The organism is Amycolatopsis sp. CFH S0740 (assembly GCF_004522315.1).
Taxonomy (GTDB): Bacteria; Actinomycetota; Actinomycetes; order Mycobacteriales; family Pseudonocardiaceae; genus Amycolatopsis; species Amycolatopsis nivea.
On sequence record NZ_SDLS01000016.1, the window covers coordinates 116,472 to 135,312 of the forward strand.

7 protein-coding genes are annotated in these 18,841 nt (G+C 66.2%); 6 read left to right on the top strand and 1 reads right to left on the bottom strand.

Annotated elements, in window-relative coordinates:
- Nucleotides 1-31: 31 nt before the first annotated feature.
- From EIZ45_RS25885 to EIZ45_RS25910, 6 genes are all read left to right on the top strand, one after another.
- Complete coding sequence (locus tag EIZ45_RS25885) at nt 32-6,865, top strand: RHS repeat-associated core domain-containing protein (RefSeq protein WP_051171853.1); 6,834 nt, start codon at nt 32-34, stop codon at nt 6,863-6,865.
- Between the two features lie 100 nt (nt 6,866-6,965).
- The gene (locus tag EIZ45_RS25890) at nt 6,966-7,721 is read left to right on the top strand and encodes a barstar family protein (protein WP_134662607.1); all 756 of its coding nucleotides are present in this window, start codon (nt 6,966-6,968) and stop codon (nt 7,719-7,721) included.
- Between the two features lie 245 nt (nt 7,722-7,966).
- Nucleotides 7,967-9,154, top strand: coding sequence for a reverse transcriptase domain-containing protein (locus EIZ45_RS46930; protein WP_081684743.1), 1,188 nt, complete (start codon nt 7,967-7,969; stop codon nt 9,152-9,154).
- A gap of 297 nt (nt 9,155-9,451) precedes the next feature.
- Nucleotides 9,452-14,539, top strand: coding sequence for an NACHT domain-containing protein (locus EIZ45_RS25900; RefSeq protein WP_134736078.1), 5,088 nt, complete (start codon nt 9,452-9,454; stop codon nt 14,537-14,539).
- 209 nt (nt 14,540-14,748) lie between these two features.
- Nucleotides 14,749-15,525: a hypothetical protein gene (locus EIZ45_RS25905; protein WP_043829525.1), complete on the top strand. Its 777-nt coding sequence runs from the start codon at nt 14,749-14,751 to the stop codon at nt 15,523-15,525.
- A gap of 589 nt (nt 15,526-16,114) precedes the next feature.
- A complete protein-coding gene (locus EIZ45_RS25910; RefSeq protein ID WP_051171851.1) occupies nt 16,115-17,428 on the top strand; it encodes an NAD(P)H-binding protein in 1,314 nt (437 codons plus the stop codon).
- 37 nt (nt 17,429-17,465) lie between these two features.
- Here the strand turns inward: EIZ45_RS25910 and EIZ45_RS25915 are convergent, their stop codons facing one another.
- Nucleotides 17,466-18,764, bottom strand: coding sequence for a CdaR family transcriptional regulator (locus EIZ45_RS25915; protein ID WP_051171850.1), 1,299 nt, complete (start codon nt 18,762-18,764; stop codon nt 17,466-17,468).
- Nucleotides 18,765-18,841: the final 77 nt, after the last annotated feature.

Sequence of the window (18,841 nt, forward strand, 5' to 3'; positions counted from 1 at the left end):
GCGACTTTCGAGGCTTGAGGGCAGGTTGACCATGCGTGGACGCATTCGGACGAGACGGTGGACCAAGGTCACGGCCGGCGCGGTCGTGGTGGTGCTGACGGCCGCGGCGCAGCAGGCGGTGTCCACCGGGGCCGCGAATGCCGCCAGCGGGTGGCACGGCCTCGGATGGGACCTTCCCGCGACACAGCAAGCGAAATCAGTTCCCGGCAAGGACGGCGGTCTCGCGGATCACCCGGCCCCGCCCCCGTCCGCGCCGCTGCCGGCAGTGTCCTGGCCCAATGCGTCCACCGCGGATCTCAATCTGCCGGAAACCGGTGCCGCGAAGGCGGTTTCGGGGGGCACACCCCCGGCAACGGTGAGCCGTGCGGCCCGCGGTGGTCACGGTCCGGGCAAACTCCGGCTTGAGATGCTCGACCGTGCCGCGACGGAGCGCGCAGGCATTAGCGGTGCGCTGTTGAAGTTGTCGCCGGTCGAAGGCGACACGGCCGGTCCGCTCGACCTTTCGCTCGACTATCGGTCCTTCTCCGGGGCCTACGGAGCCGATTACGGCTCGCGGCTGCGGCTCGTGCAGTACCCCACATGCATTCTCACCACGCCAGATCAGCCGCAGTGCCAGACGAAAACGCCGCTGCCATCGGCCAACGACACCAAGACCGACCGGGTCTCCGGACAGGTCGCTTTCGCACAGCAGAACACGGCAACGGTGGTGGCCGCGGAAGCCGACGACAAGGGCGACGGCGGGGATTTCAAGGCCACTGACCTCAAACCGGCGGGTTCATGGAGTTCCGGCGGTTCGACCGGTGCATTCACCTACTCCTACCCGCTCAACCTCCCCGCCGGACCTCACGGAAAAGGACCCGGACTGAGCCTGGACTACTCGTCCGATGCCGTCGACGGCTTGACCTCGGCCACCAACAACCAGGCTTCACCGGTCGGCGACGGCTGGACGCTCTCGGGCGGCGGCTACATCGAACGGTCCTACAAGTCCTGCGCCGACGACCTGGGCGGCAACAACGGCCAGAACAAGCAGAACGGCGACCTGTGCTGGTTCTCCGACAACGCCACCCTGTCTTTCGGCGGCAGCAGCGACATGCTGGTCAAGGACAAGGATTCTGCGAACAGCTGGCACGCGAAAATCGACAAAGGCTCGAAGATCGAGAAGATCACAGGTGCGGCCAACGGCACGCAGGGCGGCGAAGCGTGGAAACTGACCACGATCGACGGCACCCAGTACTACTTCGGGCTCAACCACTTGCCCGGCTGGCAGAACGGCAACGCCGAGACTCACTCGGCGTGGACCGAACCCGTCTACGGCAACAACCCGGGCGAACCGTGCTACCACTCGGCATTCGCTGATTCGCTGTGCGGCAACCAAGCGTGGCGCTGGAACCTCGACTACTCCGTCGACACCCACGGCAACGCCACCGTCTACTACTACGACAGCGAAAACAACGCCTACGCCGTCAACAACAACACCGCGGCCCCGACCGCTTACGTGCGCGGCGGCTATCTTTCCCGGATCGAATACGGCTTCAACACCCGCGTCGCGGGCGTCTACTCGACACCGCCCGCCCGAGTTCTCTTCGACACCGCCGAACGATGCCTGCCGACCCCGACCTTCGCCTGCGACCCGGCACAGCTGACCAAAACCAACGCCACCCACTGGCCGGATGTGCCGTTCGACCGGATCTGCACGGTGGGAACCACGTGCCTCAGCGCCTCGCCCACGTTCTTCAGCCGCAAGCGCTACACCGCCGTGACCGGGCAAGTCACCGACGGAAACGGCGGCTGGAAACCGGCAGTGTCCTGGACTCTCGGGCAGTCCTACCCGACCACCGGCGACGGCGGCAGTCCGGCACTGTGGCTCGACTCGATCACCCAGACCGGCCTGGCCAACACCTCCAGCGCACAGCCCGCGATCTCGTTGCCGCCGACGCTGTTCCACGGCGTTCCCAAAGCCAACCGCGTTGACGCCACCCATGGCTACACAGCACTCACGCGTCAGCGGATCGACGCGATCACCAGTTCGACCGGCGGCGTCACCAGCGTGAAATACGCCGAACCCGAATGCGTCACGGGCACGAAAATGCCCGCGTCCCCGGAAAGCAACACGCTCGCCTGCTACCCCGTCTACTGGACCCCCGGAGGGCTGGAAGACCCGATCCTCGACTGGTTCAACAAATACCCGGTCACCGAAGTCAAAGAAGACGGCCGGACCGCGCTGTCCCAGCAGATCGTCACGCACTACGACTACCTCGGCGGCGCTGCCTGGCACCATGAGGACACCCCGCTCATCAACCCGAAGTACCGGACCTGGTCGCAATTCCGCGGATACGGCGAGGTGAAGACGACCAAAGGCGCCGCGGCCGGCGACCCGTCCGGTCCGCAGACGATCAGCGACACCCGGTACTTGCGCGGAATGGACGGCGACACCCTGCCCGGAGGGGGACGGCGAAGCGTCTCGGTGCCCAGCTACTGGGGCGAGAACGTCACCGATCTGGACCAATACGCCGGATTCACCCGGGAAAGCCTCACCTACCTCGACGGTCGCGTGATCGTGGACCACCTGAGCGACCCATGGCGCAGCCCGGCCGCCACCGCGACCGACACCGACGGGTTCCAGTCCTTCTACACCGGCACCGCGGTCGACCGGTCCCGGGTCTGGAGCGACTCCGCGCAGCAATGGCAGGCAAGTCGCACGACCACGACCTACGGCGACTACGGCCTGGCCACCGCGACCGAAACAGTCGGTGCGTTCAACGGAACGACGCCGGATCCGGCCCAGAGCACCTGCACCAAGGCGACTTATCTTGCCAACACCGGTGCCTGGCTGCTCAACTCCGTGCAACGCGAAACCAAATTCGCTGCTACGTGCGCCACCGGGCCTAGTGCATCGACCATCGTCTCGGACACCAAGAACTCCTACGACTCCCAGCCCTACGGCACGCCTCCGACCATCGGGGACGTCACCCAATCCGACGAACTGGACACATGGCCGGCTGGGGGAGCGGAGACCTTCCGCAGCCCGGACAGCACCACGACGTTCGACGAGTACGGCCGCAGCCTGAAGGTGACCGACCATCGCGGCCGCGCGACCACCACGTCCTACACACCCCGTACCGGCGGGCCCGTCACACAGATCGCCACCACCACACCGCCGGTCAGCGCGACCGACTCCAGAACGTTCACCTCGACAAAGGTGATCGACCCGGTATCCGGGTCGGTTCTGTCCGAGACCGACAACAGCGGTCTGCGCACCGACGCCGCCTACGACCCGCTCGGCCGCATCACCGCGGTCTGGGCACCCGGGCACGACAAAACCCGCAACGCTCCGGCGACCACGACTTACCAGTACTTCGTCACCGCGGACGCCGGGAAAATCAGTTACGTCGCTACAGCGGCGCTGCTCTCCAACGCGCACTACTCCACGAGCTACTCGCTCGTCGACGGGTTGGGTCGCACCGTGCAGACGCAAGGTCCGACGCCGTATGCGCAAGGCGGAAGGCTCCTGACCGACAAACTCTATGACTCCCAGGGCCGGGTATACATCGACCACAACAACTATTGGAACGGCGACTCCGGCCCGGACAAGACGCTGCACGTCGTACAGGACAACGCTGTCCCGAACAGCACCTTCACCACCTACGACAGCGCTGGCCGCAGCATCGCGGCCGCCTACGTCCACGACGGCACCGAACAATGGCGCACCACCACGGTCTACGACGGCCAGCGGACTGTCACCATCCCGCCTGCCGGAGGCAGCGCCGTCGGCACAGTGATCAACGGCCTCGGCCAGAACGTCCGCACCCTGCAGTACCACGATCGCGACCACACCGGCGCGAACGACGCCGCGGACGTCACCACCTACACCTACGCGCCGAACGGCCAGCTGGCGACCATCACCGACGCCACCGGCAAGAACACCTGGACGACCACCTACGACCTGCACGGCCATCAGGCGAGCACCACCGACCCCGACACCGGGACCACGACCTACACCTACGACGACGCCGACCAGTTAGCGACAACCACTGACGCCGAGCACCGCACGCTCGCCTTCGCCTACGACAACCTCGGACGCAAGACCGCCGAATACCAGGATTCGCCCAGCGGCACGAAGCTGGCCGCCTGGACCTACGACACCGTCCTTCCCGGCAAGCCGACCGGTTCCACCCGCTACGCCGACGGCCGCGCCTACTCGACGGCCGTGACCGGCTACGACACAGCCGGCCGGGCCACCGGGGTCCGCTACACCATTCCCAACTTCGAAACCGGCCTCGGCGGCACGTACAGCTTCGCCACCGCCTACGACCCGCTCAGCGGCGCTGTCACGAACACCACCAGCCCGGGCAAAGGCGGCCTGCCACAGGAAACGATCTTCCACGACTACGGGCCGCTCGGCCAGCCCACCGGCCTGCGCTCCTCATCGACTTCGGGCACATCGCTGTACCTGGTGTCCAACACCCAGTACAACACCCAAGGCCAGGTCATGCGCCTGGACTTCCAGGACCCCGCCAGCCCCAACCAGGTCTCGATCCACAACGACTACGACGACGGCACCAGCCGACTCACCGGAACTCTCGTGCAGCGCGCCACCACGACCGCGCACGACATCAGCAACCGCACCTACAACTACCTGCCGGCCGGAAATCTCGCCAAGCTGGCCGACACCCCGCAAGACGGCGCCGCCGACGTCCAGTGCTTCCGCTACGACAGCCGCCAGCGACTCACCACCGCCTGGACCCCGGCTTCCGCGGACTGCGCCCCCGACCCGGCTGCCAACGCACTGGGCGGTGCGGCGCCGTACTGGACGTCGTGGGCATTCGACGTCGCCGACAACCGCGTCCAGCAGGTCCAGCACTCGACCGGCGGCGACGCGACCACCACAACGACCTACCCGAACCCAGGCGCAGCGTCACCGCACGCTCCCCAGACGGTCACCCGTGTCAGCGGCAACGCCACCAGTGCCAGCGCCGCCGGCTACGACAACACCGGCCGCACCAAAACCCGCGGACCGGCGGGAGCCGGCCAGACCTTCACCTACGACGCGGAAGGACGCATCGCCTCGATCGCCGAGGCCGACGGCAAAACCAGCACCTACGTCTACGACGCCGACGGCAACCGCCTCATCACCCGCGACCCGACCGGCGTGACATTGACCGTCGGCGACACCGAACTTCACGTCGCCGCGGGCAGCGCTACCCCGGTCGGGACGCGCTATTACAGCTACAACGGTCAGCCCGTCGCCGAACGCAATGCCGTCGCCGGGGTGTCATGGCTGATCACGGACAACCAGGGCACGTCGTACGCCACGGTGGACGCGGCGAACCTGACCGTGCACAAGCGATACCAAGATCCCTACGGCGTTCCCCGCGGCACACCGGATGGACCCTGGGCCGACAACCACGGCTTCCTCGGCGGCTACCAGAACACCACCGGCCTCACTCACCTCGGCGCACGCGACTACGACCCTGCCACCGGGACGTTCGTGACGCCGGACCCGGTCCTGGACCCGACGAACCCGCTGCACTTCAACGCCTACACCTACGGCTTCGACAACCCGCTCGCCAACACCGACCCGACCGGCCTCGAGCCGATGCTTTCCGAGTGCGCGGGTGCGGACGACCGGCTTGCTTGCGAGAACTGGGGTTACACCGCCAGCACTGGCAGCGCGTCCGACGACGCCTTCTACAACAAGTACCGCAGGTCCTCCGTCCGGATGTGCAACTGGAGCCGCGACTGCCTGACCAAGTACAGCGACGTCACCGAACGAAACAGAAAACCGCCAATTCGGGACCGAGCCCTGCACATCTACCACGAATTCCACCACGAGGGAATGACGATCAAGGAGATCCTGCAGGCGGGCTGGCAGATGACCGGAATCCCCGACGCCATCGAATGCTTCACCGAGGGTGCGGCGGGCCCGTGCCTGGCGACCCTCGCCTCGCTCATACCGATCGGCAAGGGAGCCAAGGCGATCGAGGCGATCGCCGAGTCCGCCCGCTTCTCCGAAGCGGCACAAGCCGTCCGCATCGTGGACGACGTCGTCAAGGACGAGAGCAAGGCCGCTGAAGGGGCGATCACCCCTGAATTTTCCTGTCCGATCGCGCACAGTTTCACCGGCGACACCCTGGTATTGCTGGCGGACGGTTCGACCAAACCGATCTCCGAGATCAAGGTCGGCGACATCGTTGCCGACAGCGACCCGACGACGGGTCGTGTGCAACAGCACCCGGTGACAGCGGTCCACGTGACCAGTGACGACCGCGACCGGGTCGAACTGGACCTCGCCGATGCCGAGGGTCGTTCGCTGCGGACGACTGAGCACCATCAAATCTGGGAACTCCGGACGAAACACTGGGTCGAAGCCGGGCAGTTGCGGCCGGGTGATCAGGTGTCGGCTCCTGGCGGTCCCGTCACGATCGAGCGCGTTTCGCGGTATCGAGGCGTCGGGTTGACCTACGACCTTACTGTCGAAAGTTTGCACGCGTACTATGTGCTGGCGGGCGAGACTCCGGTCCTCGTTCACAACAGCGATGGCTGTTCTACCGGGAAGCTGTCGGATCCGCTTCCACAGGGGATGTCGAGGCTGTTCCTCGATGCCTATGACGAAATCAGAGCCGGGAGAGGCGTTCCGCAGACGGATCCTGCCACTGGAGCGCAGAAGGTATTCGAAGGTAGGGCGCCTCACGAGAGGCGGTGGGCGGGTGCCTTGGAGTATCGAGTTCCCGGATCTAAGGGTGACAGATCTCGGATTCTAGCGAAGACCCTGCCCGATGGTCGGACAGTGATGGGGTGGACGACTGACCACTACGCGACGATCAAGACCTTCAGCGCGCCACACTTCCCTGACGCTGGGTGGTAGTAGGTAGAAGTGCATGCAGTGGAGAGTCCGGAGAGGTCTCCGTCAGACTTCTCCGGACTCTCCGCTAGAATTCACCTGGTTGACAGTGGGAAGGTGCGAGATGAGTGAACGCGGCCCGGATATTCCGCTCTATCGCCTAGTCGAAGAAGAGTCCGGAACGGTCATTATCGCGGCGCATGAAATCAACGGGTTCTTTGTGGAGACGGATCACGCACAGTCAGAGGACGTCTTGATCTTCGGGTCTGCGCGAGAACCGGTCCGCCTCGGCAAAGACCTGTCAGGCGTAGAGTTGCGCGTGGTCAACTCACTCGGCAACGCGATCGGGTCGTATTACATCGGGCGGGTACGGCTGCTCTCTACGTTCGAGGGTAAGGAAAGCCCCGGGCGGGGTGGCTTTGTTGCGACCTTCTATGGCTATACCTGCCCGTATGTCGCAGCGGGAGCGATCTGGCGTCGATGGTCTTCAGGGAATCCCCTTATGAAGGGGGAGTGGGTGGGGTATCCCATCAAATCGCATGATAGCTGGCTTCATGTGGTTCAGAATTCTTGGTTCGAAACTGGACATGCGGCTAAGAGGTACGGCATTGGCGAAATCTGCGTAATCGATGGAAGTCAGATCTTTGGTGAAGGCAGCTTCTATTGTGCGCTTGGCGAAGCGGTTAATGGTCCCGGCGGATATTTTGGATCCACTCTTGACGGCCTTGCTGACTGCCTTGCGTCGTCCCGAAACGCTAGTGCTTCGTTTAAGTTGGTATGGGAACACTTTTCCGGTGCGCAAGAAAGGATGGGTGCCTCGCTGGCGGCGTCCGCTATAGACGTTCTGAGAGAATTCGGCGTAGGCGTGACACTCAGGTAGCAGCGCTCGATTTCTGGGCGTCAGAAGTGCAAAACTGAAGGCCCATAAAGCAGTTCCTGGTGGGCCTTCAGCGGGTCTTGACGGCAGTAGTTGACGGCAACGTCAGCGTACGAAGGCGGCACAAGGTGGCGGTTCGTCGCCGTCGGAGCCGGCCGTCTCGGTGATCGACGAGCCGTTGAGTGCAGTGCCGAGCGTGTCGATGGCGTCGCGCTGGAGGCGGAGTGATTCCCAAGGCGAACGGAAAGATGCGTCGTCTGGGAATCCCTACCACGGCCGACCGGGTGGTCCAAGCGGCCCTGAAGCTGGTGTTGGAGCCGATTTTCGAGGTGAACTTTCACCCATGCTCCTACGGGTTCCGCCCCGGACACCAGGCACAGGACGCGATCGCCGAGACATGGTTCTTGGCCAAGCACTCCTACGAGCGGGTGGTCGAGGGCGACATCGAGGCGTGCTTCGACACGATCGACCACACGACCCTGATGGACCAGGTGCGACGTCGAGTCGGAGACAGACGCATGCTGGCTCTGGTGAAGGCATTCCTGAAGGCCGGAATCCTCAACCAGGACAGGCAGTTCAGGACTGCGGACTTCCAGCAGCGCGTGTTGCTGTTCGCCGGTGAGCGTGAACGACGAGCCGCCGTCGATGGTATTCTCGAGGTCCTCGAACAGGGACACCGGCGCGGCGTGCGGGGCGGTCAGGAACTCCTCGACCGCGTCCGGAGCCGGCGCGGCGAGGCCCAACCGCGCCGCCAACGCGGACGTCGCGGCCAGGTCGTCGCGGCCGAGCAAGGACACTTCGGGCACGGGCGAGGATGCGCGCAGCCGCTCGATCTCGCCGGGCGGGGCGTTGTGCAGGATCGCGGTGCCGCGGACGTCGAACTTCAGTTCAGTCCGGCGTACCCACTGCTGGAGATAGGCGATGTATCCGGCGGCCTGCGCGGCCGGATGGGGCCGCACCTCGCCCCGGATGCGCACCTGCGAGCCGCCCATGTTCTTGCAGCGGTCCCATTGCTTGAGTTCCACGACGACAACGGCGAGCTGGCCGTCGTCCGCTGTGTCCAAGAGCAGTGCGTCGACCCGCTCGCTGCTGCCGGTCAGCGTGTACTCCAGGCACAGCCACAATTCTCCCAGGCCCGCGTCCACCAGCGCGTCGAGCATCGGCGGCCAGCTCGCGTGCCAGCTCCGGCGCTCCGCGTCCCCCGCTGGCTCCTCGTGGATTTGTTCGAACCGGCGTGCACACGCGCCGACGAATGCTGTCGCGGACGCCGACATCTCCTCGGCGGCCGCGCGGACCGTTCCCCCGTAGACGTACATGTGGACTGGGTACCAGAACCAACCGACAATTCCAGCGAAGACCCCGATTTCGGCGGACCGGATTGGTCGGCTGCCGCGGGGACAGCGTCGACAGAACCCCGCGTCGCGTGCGCGGGTTGATGGCGATGTCGGCGAATTTCGAGACGCCAGAAGTCTTCCGTGCCGCTCCGCGCGTGGGAACATTCGGTCGTGGCGGCGGAGGGAGAACTGGTGGGCCGGGACGAGCGTTGGGAGAACACCAACCGTGTCGAAGGGACCGTCTCCGGCCCCACTGTGCAGGCCGGCTCCATCCAGGGCGGAGTGCATGTCCACCTGCACCTTGACGAATTCGATCGGAATTCCTCGTCGGCGGAGGGGAATCCCGCGCCTTCGTGCGGGAACCCTCGCCTGGGCGATCTTCCGCCGGAGGTCCGGTCGTTGCTGCGCGCCCAGGTGCAGGCGGCTACGGAGCTTCCGTACCGGTTACCCGGTGCTCGTCGGCCGTCGCTGGCCACGGTCTATGTGCGCCAGGAACTCGGTGCCGGCGCGGAGACGACACAGCCGGAGCAGCCGAGCCCGGCCCCGATGCTCGACGACCGCGGGCGGATCGTGGACGTGTCTCGTGCATGGAATGCCCGTGTGGTGGTGCGGCCGCCGGCGCGCGCGGTCCGCGAAGTGCTGGACTCCGACCGGCATCTCGTGATCACCGGCGGTCCGGGGCAAGGAAAATCGACGTTATCTCTGCGTTTGGCAGCGGATATCGCAGAACAGTGGACTGTGTCGGGCGACGTCGCTGCTCCGCTGCCGGACGCCGTGGTGCCGCTGCGGCTCACCGCCCGGGAGCTGGCCGCGCGGTTGGATCTGCCGTTCGCGGAGGCGCTCGCGGCGAGCGCGCGCGTCGAGTACGGCGCGCTGCTGAGTGTCCCGTTGACCGGCTCGGCGCTGAACGACCGGGTCCTCGGCTGTCCCTGGCTGCTGCTGGTGGACGGTCTCGACGAGGTGGCCGGCAGTGGTGAACGGGATCGGCTGGTGTCGGTTCTGGCTGCGTGGGCGTCGAGTTCGCCGGATTCGGCCTACCGCGTGGTGGTGACGACTCGGCCGATCGAGGGTGCCGCGCTGGCTCCGCTGCAGCGCATCGGGGCGGCGCGTTACGAGCTCCAGCCTTTCGACGACGAAGCCTTGCGACGCTTCGCGGAGAACTGGTTCGCCGAGGTCGGTCCTGAACGCGCCCAGCATTTCCTGCGGGACGTCCGCGACGCGCATTTGGACGAACTTGTCTCGGTGCCGTTGCTCGCGACGATCGCGGCGATCACCTACGAGCAGTCCGACGGACAACCCCTGCCGGACAACCAGTACGAACTCTACGACGCGTACCTCGCTTTCCTGGGGGCCGCGCGAACCTGCGCACTGAGACCGTTCGGTCGTCGACGCGCGGCGCTGCTCGAACACCTGGGCCTGGTGCGGCTGGAGCGCGACACCTCGCTCGTCGAGGCGGCACGCGACTGGGCGCTGCGGAACGTCCCGGCACCGGAGCTCGCGGACGGCTGGGAAGCACAGCTGCGCGTGTTCCTGGCGTCAACGGGTCCCTTGGTCGTCCGCGGCGGCGATCTGGCGTTCCTGCACCACAGCTTCGCCGAGCATCTCGCCGCCACGGCGACCGCGCGCACCCTGCCGGAGCAGTTCGATCCGGACGACGACGGGTTCGCGAACCTCCTGCACAGCGCTCTGCCGAAGGACGCCGGGCGCCACGCCCGCGCCGTGCTGCTCCACTACGCGCGCTTGCGTCCCGATCAGGCGGACCCGCTGATGAGCCGCCTGCACGCCGGAAGCTCTGACCAGCATCTGCTCGCCGCGCGGCTCCTCGCACGCCATATCCCGGCGGGCGCTGACACGACCGACGCGTTCATGGCGACGGCCCGTGGCTGGGCCATGACGACCCAGTACGCCGCCGGGGAGATTCTGCGGCAAACCTGCCGCGCCGTACACCATCCGGGACTTGTCGAGTGGCTGCTGGACTTGATGAGAACGAACGACGCTCCATGGCCGTCCCGGGTCGAGGCGGCCTCGGCGCTGGCGATCAGGGTGCGCAGCACCCACAGCTCCGAGGCGACGGCGTTGCTGCGCACCGTCGCAGACGACGACGGCGTGCCGATCGACCATCGCCTCGCCGCCGCCGAAGCCTTGGCCCACAGCGGCACCGCCGAACGCGACACCGCAGAACGAGGCCTCCGCTCGGTTCTGCGCGACCCGCTCGCGTCGGGAAAGAACTGCCGCACAGCCGCGATCGTCCTGTCCGCCTTCGGCGCCCGCGCTCGAGCGGACGCAGTGAAGACCTTGTCGCGGCTGCTGGCAGACCCCGACACGCCGACCGACGACATCGTCGCAGCGGCCACCGGCCTGGTCGAAATCGGCACCGAGTTCCACGAACCCTGCGCTGAAGTGTTCCGCGCTGTATTGCGCGACCCGGTGGACCGGGACAGCATGGCCGGCCGGCGCGACGCTGCGCTCGGGCTGGCGTCCCTGGGACCCCAGTGCCTCGCCGACGCCGCCACCGAGATCACCGCGCTGATCACCGATCGCCGCCGCCACCGCTTCGACCGGGCAACAGCTGCGAACATACTCAGCGAACTCGGCCCGCAACACCGGATCGCCGCGGGCAAACTGCTGACCGAGATCCTCGGAGAACGAGGAATCATGCCGTTCGAACGACAAACTTGCGCGTACCAACTGGCCCAACTGGGCGCAGAGTTCAAGCTCCGCTCCGTTGCCGAGCTGCGTTCGGTGATCACGGACCCCGAGGCGAACACCAACAACATCCTGTTCGCCGCACGCTACCTGGCGGAAATCAGCCCGGAACTGCAGAGCGAAGCGGCCGACACGATGTGGAAACTTCTCGACGACCCCGCTGCCAACGGCGATGACCGCGCGCAAACGCTCGGCGAACTCGCCCGGCTGACCAGCGATCCACACCGACAACAAGCGTTGGACCGGCTGCGCGCCATCGCATCCGATTGCGCCGCGGATCCGTGGGCACGCTTCCGCGCAGCGCAACTCCTAGCCGACATCGGCCCCGAGTTCCACGCCGAAGCGTGTTCGCATCTGCGCGCCCTGGCCGCGAGCGGCCTCGACTCCGAAATCGTCTCGAGGGCCTGGCGGGAACTCCTCATGCTCGATGCATCGGTCCACGACCAGGCGTGCGAAGCTCTGCTCGACTTGGCGTCGTCCGAAGGACCTGCCGGAGCCCTTTCGCTCCACGTTGCCTCTGCGGTGGCATCGACGGATCGCAAGCACGTCGAGCAGGTAGCGCGAGCGCTGAACGCCGTCCAGACCAGCGAAGAACGCAGCCTGCGCGCCCGGATCTCCGCCACCCGCGAACTGGTCGCACTCGGACGCACGTTTCATCGCGGCGCTGCCGGTGCCCTCTGCGAATTGTTGCGCTCGCCGACGAACGTTGACGTGAACCTCACCGCTGCTGTGCAGAGCTTCACCGCGACGGGGACTGGAATACGCGCCGAGGTCGGCGAAGCGCTACGCGACCTGATACTCAATCCGCATTCGTCGTCCGAGGAAAAATGGGACGCCACCGAAGCTCTCGCTATGCTCGGTGATCGAACTAGGCACGAGACGGCGACCGTCCTGCAGTGCATCGCCCGGGACGAATCAGCGGATTTCCGGGTGCGAACCGACGCAGCTCTCGCGCTGGCGAGAATGAACCCCGGCTTCCTGGCGGAAGCCAGAGAAACCGTCTTTCAAATGCGTTCCGAATCGTGGCGGCCCGGGTGGCGCGCCGCTGTTCTCGATCTCGCCGAACTCGGTGCCGAGGTGGTGCCCCAGCTTCAAGCCGTCGCCGGGGATCGCGACGTCGACATCACCGCTCGCAGCGCCGCAGCGGCACTGCTCGCGGCTCTGGCTCCTGATTCCGCCGACAAGGTGCGAGCGGAACTGCAACGCTGGGTCGACGACGACCACCTCGCCTTCGACACGCGCTCCGACATCTGGCAGGTCCTCGTCGAACTCGACCACGCCCTCCGCGAACCAGCGGCCCGCTACCACCAACAGGTGATCGAGGACGAGCAGGAGAACATTGCCCACCGAGCCGCTGCCGCGTACCTCCTCGCGCAGTTGAACCGGGGCGGCAAACGACTGGCGATCGACTTCCTCCGCCGGAACGCCGAGGACCCCCGAATGCCGTCGAACGCGCGGCGCGCAAGCGCCGCATGGCTGGACAACCTCCTCTCCTGGCGTTACGAGCTCAACCCCCTGTTGATCGCTGTCGTGCAAGACCCCTGGACCGAACCCTATGATCGACTTCGCCTCGCCGAGAGGCTCCCGAGAAAGGTGCGCACCGAGATCGAGCGGGCCTTGCTGGCCGACCGCTCCGCCGCGATCGAGGATCGCCTGCCCCAACGCGACGTGTGGGGAGATTTGCCGCTGGCGGCAGAAGCAGAGACGGAAGTGCGCGACGTGCTTGCCGCAGTCGAGTCCCTGCCGTCCGAACGAGTCAGCGCCGCAGCGGCGCTCGCGCGCCTGTCGCGGCGGCATCTGCCTGAAGGGATCCGCCTGCTCAACCGCTTTGCCCAGCAGGAACACGCCGCATACCAGGCCCGGAAAGAACTGGCCGCATTCGGCCCGTCAGTCCGGCGGGAGGTGCAGGACTGGGCGGAGAACCAGCTCCGTAACGAAACGCTGCCATTGCGGGACCGGCTGCGCGCAGCCCGCCTCGCCATGGACATCACCACGGACTTGCCCGATTCTGTGGTCCACTTGATGCGGCAGGTCGCGCAGGACGAGCGGTCGTCGGACCGGGACCGCGTCGATGCGGTCTTCGCGCTGGGGCACATCGACGGTCTCGACAGGCTCCGGGCATTGCGCGACGACCTGCGGCAGACACCTGTCGTCCGGTGGCGAGCAGCCGAGAAACTCCTTGACAGGACCGTCGAGGACCGAGCCTCAGGCTTGCAGCTTCTCCACGGGATCGCCGCGGACGTGGCGGTGAGGCCCGCGTTGCGCCGGTTCGTCGCAGGCACGCTCGCCACGCTCGGAGTGCCGGGCCGCGAACGAGCAGTGACTGTGCTCCGCGGGCTCATGCACGACACAACTGTGGCGACCGCCGTGCGAGCCGAAGCAGCGCAAGCGCTCGCCGATCTCCTTCCCAGCGGTCATCGCGAGGTCTTGAGTGCCTTGCACGGCATGAGGGCGGAGGCACCCTTGTGCCGCAGAAAGATTCTCCTCGCCACCGCCACCATTGATCCTGTGACGGCAGAGGCAGCTCTCAGCGCGATGGCTCGAGACGAGGGACTCGGCGGGGTAGTCCGTGTCCGGTGTGCAGAGGCGCTGGTCGCATTGCGGCGCGACTGGCGGGAAAGAGCTGCCGGGGTCGCGCGAGCTGTGGCCCGCGACGAAACGGCTCCGTCGCACGTTCGGCGGCACGCTGCCCGTGACCTCGCCCGATGGAGCGAGCTGTGCAGAGACGAAGCACGGGCCATGATCCGCGACCTCAACCCGCTGGCCGACGAGCAGTCTTGAACAACGATCGGTTCGGAGTTAATACGCCGCTTTTCTGCTGGAGGCGAGCGTTGCCGAGCGGGCTGCCATCGTCGCCGTGAATTCGGTCGCAGGTTCGAGCCCTGGGCAGGACTACCAAAGGATGGGAACGGGTCTGGCCAGGGAATCTTCACCGGGACGTTGGTGGTCGAGGCGAGCTTCGAGCTTGCGCGCTCGGGCGGGACTCCGTCATGAGCGCGAACTCGCAGGCAGTTGCTCGGTTTGTCACGGTCACGATGGGGCTGGTCATCGGGCTCACTTTCCTCTTTGGGTTCGGGAACGTCTTGAATCTGGCGTTGAAGCCGCAGGTGCCCGTGTTCGTGGCGCCGCTGGTGGCGCCGGCTGTGGACCTGACGGTGCTGGGGTTGCTCGTCGGTACGCGGCACCTTGCCTTGTCCGGGGCCAGCGACGACGTGCTGCGCCCAGCCCGGCGTCTGCTGCTGGCGGCCAGCGTGGTGACTCTGCTGTTGAACGTCGCCGATCCGGTGTGCGCTGGTCAGTGGGGTAAGGCAGCGTTCGACGCGGTCGGCCCGCTATTGTTGATCGGGTGGGCCGAAGCGGGTCCCGGCCTCCTTCGAGCGCTGAGCGCCGCAAATACCAGTCTCGAAGTAGCGCAGTCGTCCACGCCGTCGTCGTTGGCCCCGATGGAGGCTAGCGGGGAGACAGCAAACCCCAGGTCCGTCAGGTGTGATAAGCAATTGGGGGGAGCAACCCGCAAAACCACCGACCTCGACGAGGAACTCGTGGAGCGAGCACGTCGGGCGGACGCTGAACATTGGCAACGTTACCAGCGTCCCATCTCCGCGGAGACACTGCGTAAGCAGCTTCGGGTCGGTGCGACGACTTCGAGGACTCTCGTGGCGGTGATTCGTCCTGAGAATGCACCGGCAAGGATGACCAGCGCCGAGATAGAGGTGGCCTTGCCTAGCTCCGGGGCACAAACAGCATCCCTCCCGGGGCGTCGTTGACGTCGATGTAGATGTATCCGTGCGAGCCCGTACGGCGGAGTCGTCAACCGACAACAAATCGCCGGAGTGACCACGTCAAGGGCCGATGTTCTGCTGCCACCAGTCGGAGTTGTGGTCTGCGTATCGGGGGCGATGCCGAGAAGCCGAGAAGCCGAGAAGCCAGTCATAAGGTTCCGGGTCGGACATCCGTCGGATTCAGTTCCTCGGCTGTGCCGTTTCAGCGGCCTGCCGTTGCTCTGCAGGCCTTCAACAGGTGGCGGTGTACGGATGAGCCGCCTGCCGGTGCGCCTTCACGCGACAGACACGAGCTCGCGGCGGCTCGGGATCAGGGAGGTGCCCCGTCTCCGGTCGGTGAGCGGCGTGCACGGCCCTGATCGTCAAGCGCCGCGGGCTGGTCGTCCGGGCGCCCGTATGCAGGGATCCGAAGATTTGCCGCTGCAGTCTTCGGAATCGCACAACTCACCTGACGGCGACCTGCGGCATTGTCGTTCGGGACATTCGACAGCCCCCGCGGTCGGACTAATTCCACCAGGGCACTCGCCGCCGAGGATGTGCGGTCAGTGCACCACGACGAAAGGACTCTCTCTCCATGTGCCGAGTCTTGGTCATCGGTGCCAGCGGCAAGACCGGGCGACACGTAGTTGCCGGACTTGTTTCCCGAGGCGCCACGGTCCGGGCAGCCTCGCGCACCCCTGAGCAACTCGACGCCCCGGGAGCCGATCCCACCCGGTTCGACTGGCACGATGAGTCGACGTGGGGCCCCGCACTCGAGACCGTTGACGGCGTATACCTCGTGAAGCCCGAGTCTTCGGACGTCGTCGAGGTGGTCGGCAGGTTCCTGGGCGCCATGAAGGCCGTTGGCGCAGCCCGGCTCGTGTTCCTCTCCGAGAGCGCCACCCAGACCCGGTCCGACGACATCACCGAGCGGCACGTGGAGCGGGTGGTGGAGGCCAGCGGTCTGCAGTGGACGATCCTTCGCCCGAGCTGGTATATGGACGACATCGTCGATGCGGAGTTCTTTGGCTCCATGGTCCGCGATGACCGGATTATCGTGATGACCACGGGTGGTTCGGCCACAGCATGGATCGACGCTCGCGACATCGCGGACGTCGCGGCGGAGATACTCGTCAACGGTGGGGAGGTGGGCCGGGCACTTGACCTGACTGGTCCTGAGGCACTGACCCTCGACCAGCTTGCCGAGCGCATCACCGCAGCCGCCGGCGACCCCGTCAAGGGTGTCGAAGAGAGCGTTCTCGAGGCCAAGAGCCGCATGCGCGCCGAGGGGCTAGACGAGGGCTTCGTCGCATACATGACCCGGATAGTCGAGAGCATCGTCGCGGGGGACACGGCCACCGTCACAGGTGAGGTCGAACGGGTGACCGGCCGTCCGCCGCGCAACATCGACGCGTTTTTGGCGGAGCACGCAGCGCAGCTGCGACCTGTTCGGGAAGTGAAGTCCGAGCTGGACGCCGAGTACGCAAATCAGCTTGCGCGTGAAAACGAGGCCCTCTTCCGTCGCCAGATCTCCGCATGGGCGCGAAACGACCTCGATGACCTGATCGACTGCTACACGGATGACATGGTCTATACGGACATGCCGTTTGCGGATCAGCAGGTCCGGGGCAAGGCTGCTTTCCGGGAGTACATGGCGGGTTACAACGCGCTGTTCGCCGGCAGCCAGGTCGAGGTGGAGATCGTGACGCTGGTCGCCTCCAGCGCCAACGTCGTCGGGGAGTTGCTGTGTCGGGCACGTTACGTTGGCACCGGCGCGCCGGAGGGCGGCGTGCCGGTTGAGTGGTACGCCACGCTCGTGGACACGATCGTAGGTCGGAAGATCGTCTCCGAGCACGCTTACTTCGACCCCACGGCCTTCGACAAAGCAGTCGAGCAGACGGCTACCTGAGCGGTGCTTGCGTTCGGCATCGCGCGGCTGCGCTGCCTCAGTCTGGAAGGATTGTCCCGCTTCGCTTCTGTATACTCCGAACAGTTCGGCTGGCTGTGCCCAGTACGGGGCTAAGGCGCCCATCTGGCTGGCCGTCCTCGCCCGCCAAGGCCGGACGGGGTTCGCTGCCCTCGCTCAGGATGTCGGCCAGGCGGAGTGCGATCGCGAGCTCGTCGCGGCGGCGGCTGATCGGGACGCCGAGCCGCTCTTCGATTGACTTCAGCCGGTAGGCGACGGTTCGCTCGTGGATGTGGATACGGATGGCGGTCGCTGCAGCGTTCTCCCCGGTGGCGAAGTACGCCTTCAGCGTCTCGCGCAGGACCTCGGCGCGCTCGTCGGCGTAGCCGAGCGCGCCGAGTTCGCTGGTCATGAAGTCTCGGGCGGCCGGGAGGTCGCCCAGTACCAGGCTCTCAAGGGCAACGTCGTGATAGCAGGTCACCGGCCGCGGCCGCAGGCGACCGACCCGGTAGGCCTGCCATGCGTGCCGATGGCCGAGTCGGAAACCCTCGAGGCCTGCCCCGGGGCGGCCTACGGCCAGATAGGTCGCAGCAGGTAGCTCTACTGAGGTTATGTGCTTCTCGAACGACTCGCCGACCCGGCTGCTGCCGAACCAGGCCAGTGACGTGCCCCCGGTGCCCTCTACGACGAGCAGCGAAGCATCCAGGAGGCTGGCCAGGGCGTGGAGCCCCGCATGTGGTGCGTAACCCCAGGCGACAGCGGCGATGTGTTCGAGCTTGAGGTTGTACCCGAGTTGCTCTGTGTCGGTCGGGACTCCGTTGAGGAGGTCGGTGACGATAGCTCGACGCACCCTGTCACGGCTGTGGAAGAAGTACGCCGACTTCTCCTCCTCGTAGGCCGCCACGACGTCGCGGGTGACCTGGTCGTTCCAGGCGAACTGGTACTCCGCTGCCTGTTTGAGGACCGCGACCTGGCGCGGGCCGTTCGGAACAACGCGCACCGCGGTGTCGAGGATCCAGTTCCAGAGAACGACCTGACCGATCCGCCGGGTCAAGAGCAGGTCCGAGAGCTCGACGCCTGCCTGCGCTGCGATCCGCGCTTCCTGCAACGCGCCTTCCGAGGCTCCGTCTGGCAGCTGCCGGGAGTGGCGGAGTCCGCGGATGATGCTGTTGAGCGCCCCGAAGATGCTCGGCGACTCGGACTCCAGCAGCATCGGATCGTGGCGACCGTAATATTTCGGCGCTCCCGAACGAATGCGCTGCCGGATGGCCTCGCCGATGGCGGGGATGTCGTCGGCCAGTACATCGGCCACCGCACGGAGGTCGTGTTCGATCGACATGTTCGTCCCTCCCGTGGAGGCTGCTCAGGGTGCGATTTCGCGATTGTCACGTCGCCGCCGACGATCTGGCCGCTCTG

Coding starts and splice junctions, on each gene's coding strand:
- EIZ45_RS25885 (WP_051171853.1), top strand. CDS start 32: ATGCGTGGACGCATTCGGACGAGACGGTGGACCAAGGTCACGGCCGGC.
- EIZ45_RS25890 (WP_134662607.1), top strand. CDS start 6,966: ATGAGTGAACGCGGCCCGGATATTCCGCTCTATCGCCTAGTCGAAGAA.
- EIZ45_RS46930 (WP_081684743.1), top strand. CDS start 7,967: ATGCGTCGTCTGGGAATCCCTACCACGGCCGACCGGGTGGTCCAAGCG.
- EIZ45_RS25905 (WP_043829525.1), top strand. CDS start 14,749: ATGAGCGCGAACTCGCAGGCAGTTGCTCGGTTTGTCACGGTCACGATG.
- EIZ45_RS25910 (WP_051171851.1), top strand. CDS start 16,115: ATGTGCCGAGTCTTGGTCATCGGTGCCAGCGGCAAGACCGGGCGACAC.
- EIZ45_RS25915 (WP_051171850.1), bottom strand. CDS start 18,764: ATGTCGATCGAACACGACCTCCGTGCGGTGGCCGATGTACTGGCCGAC.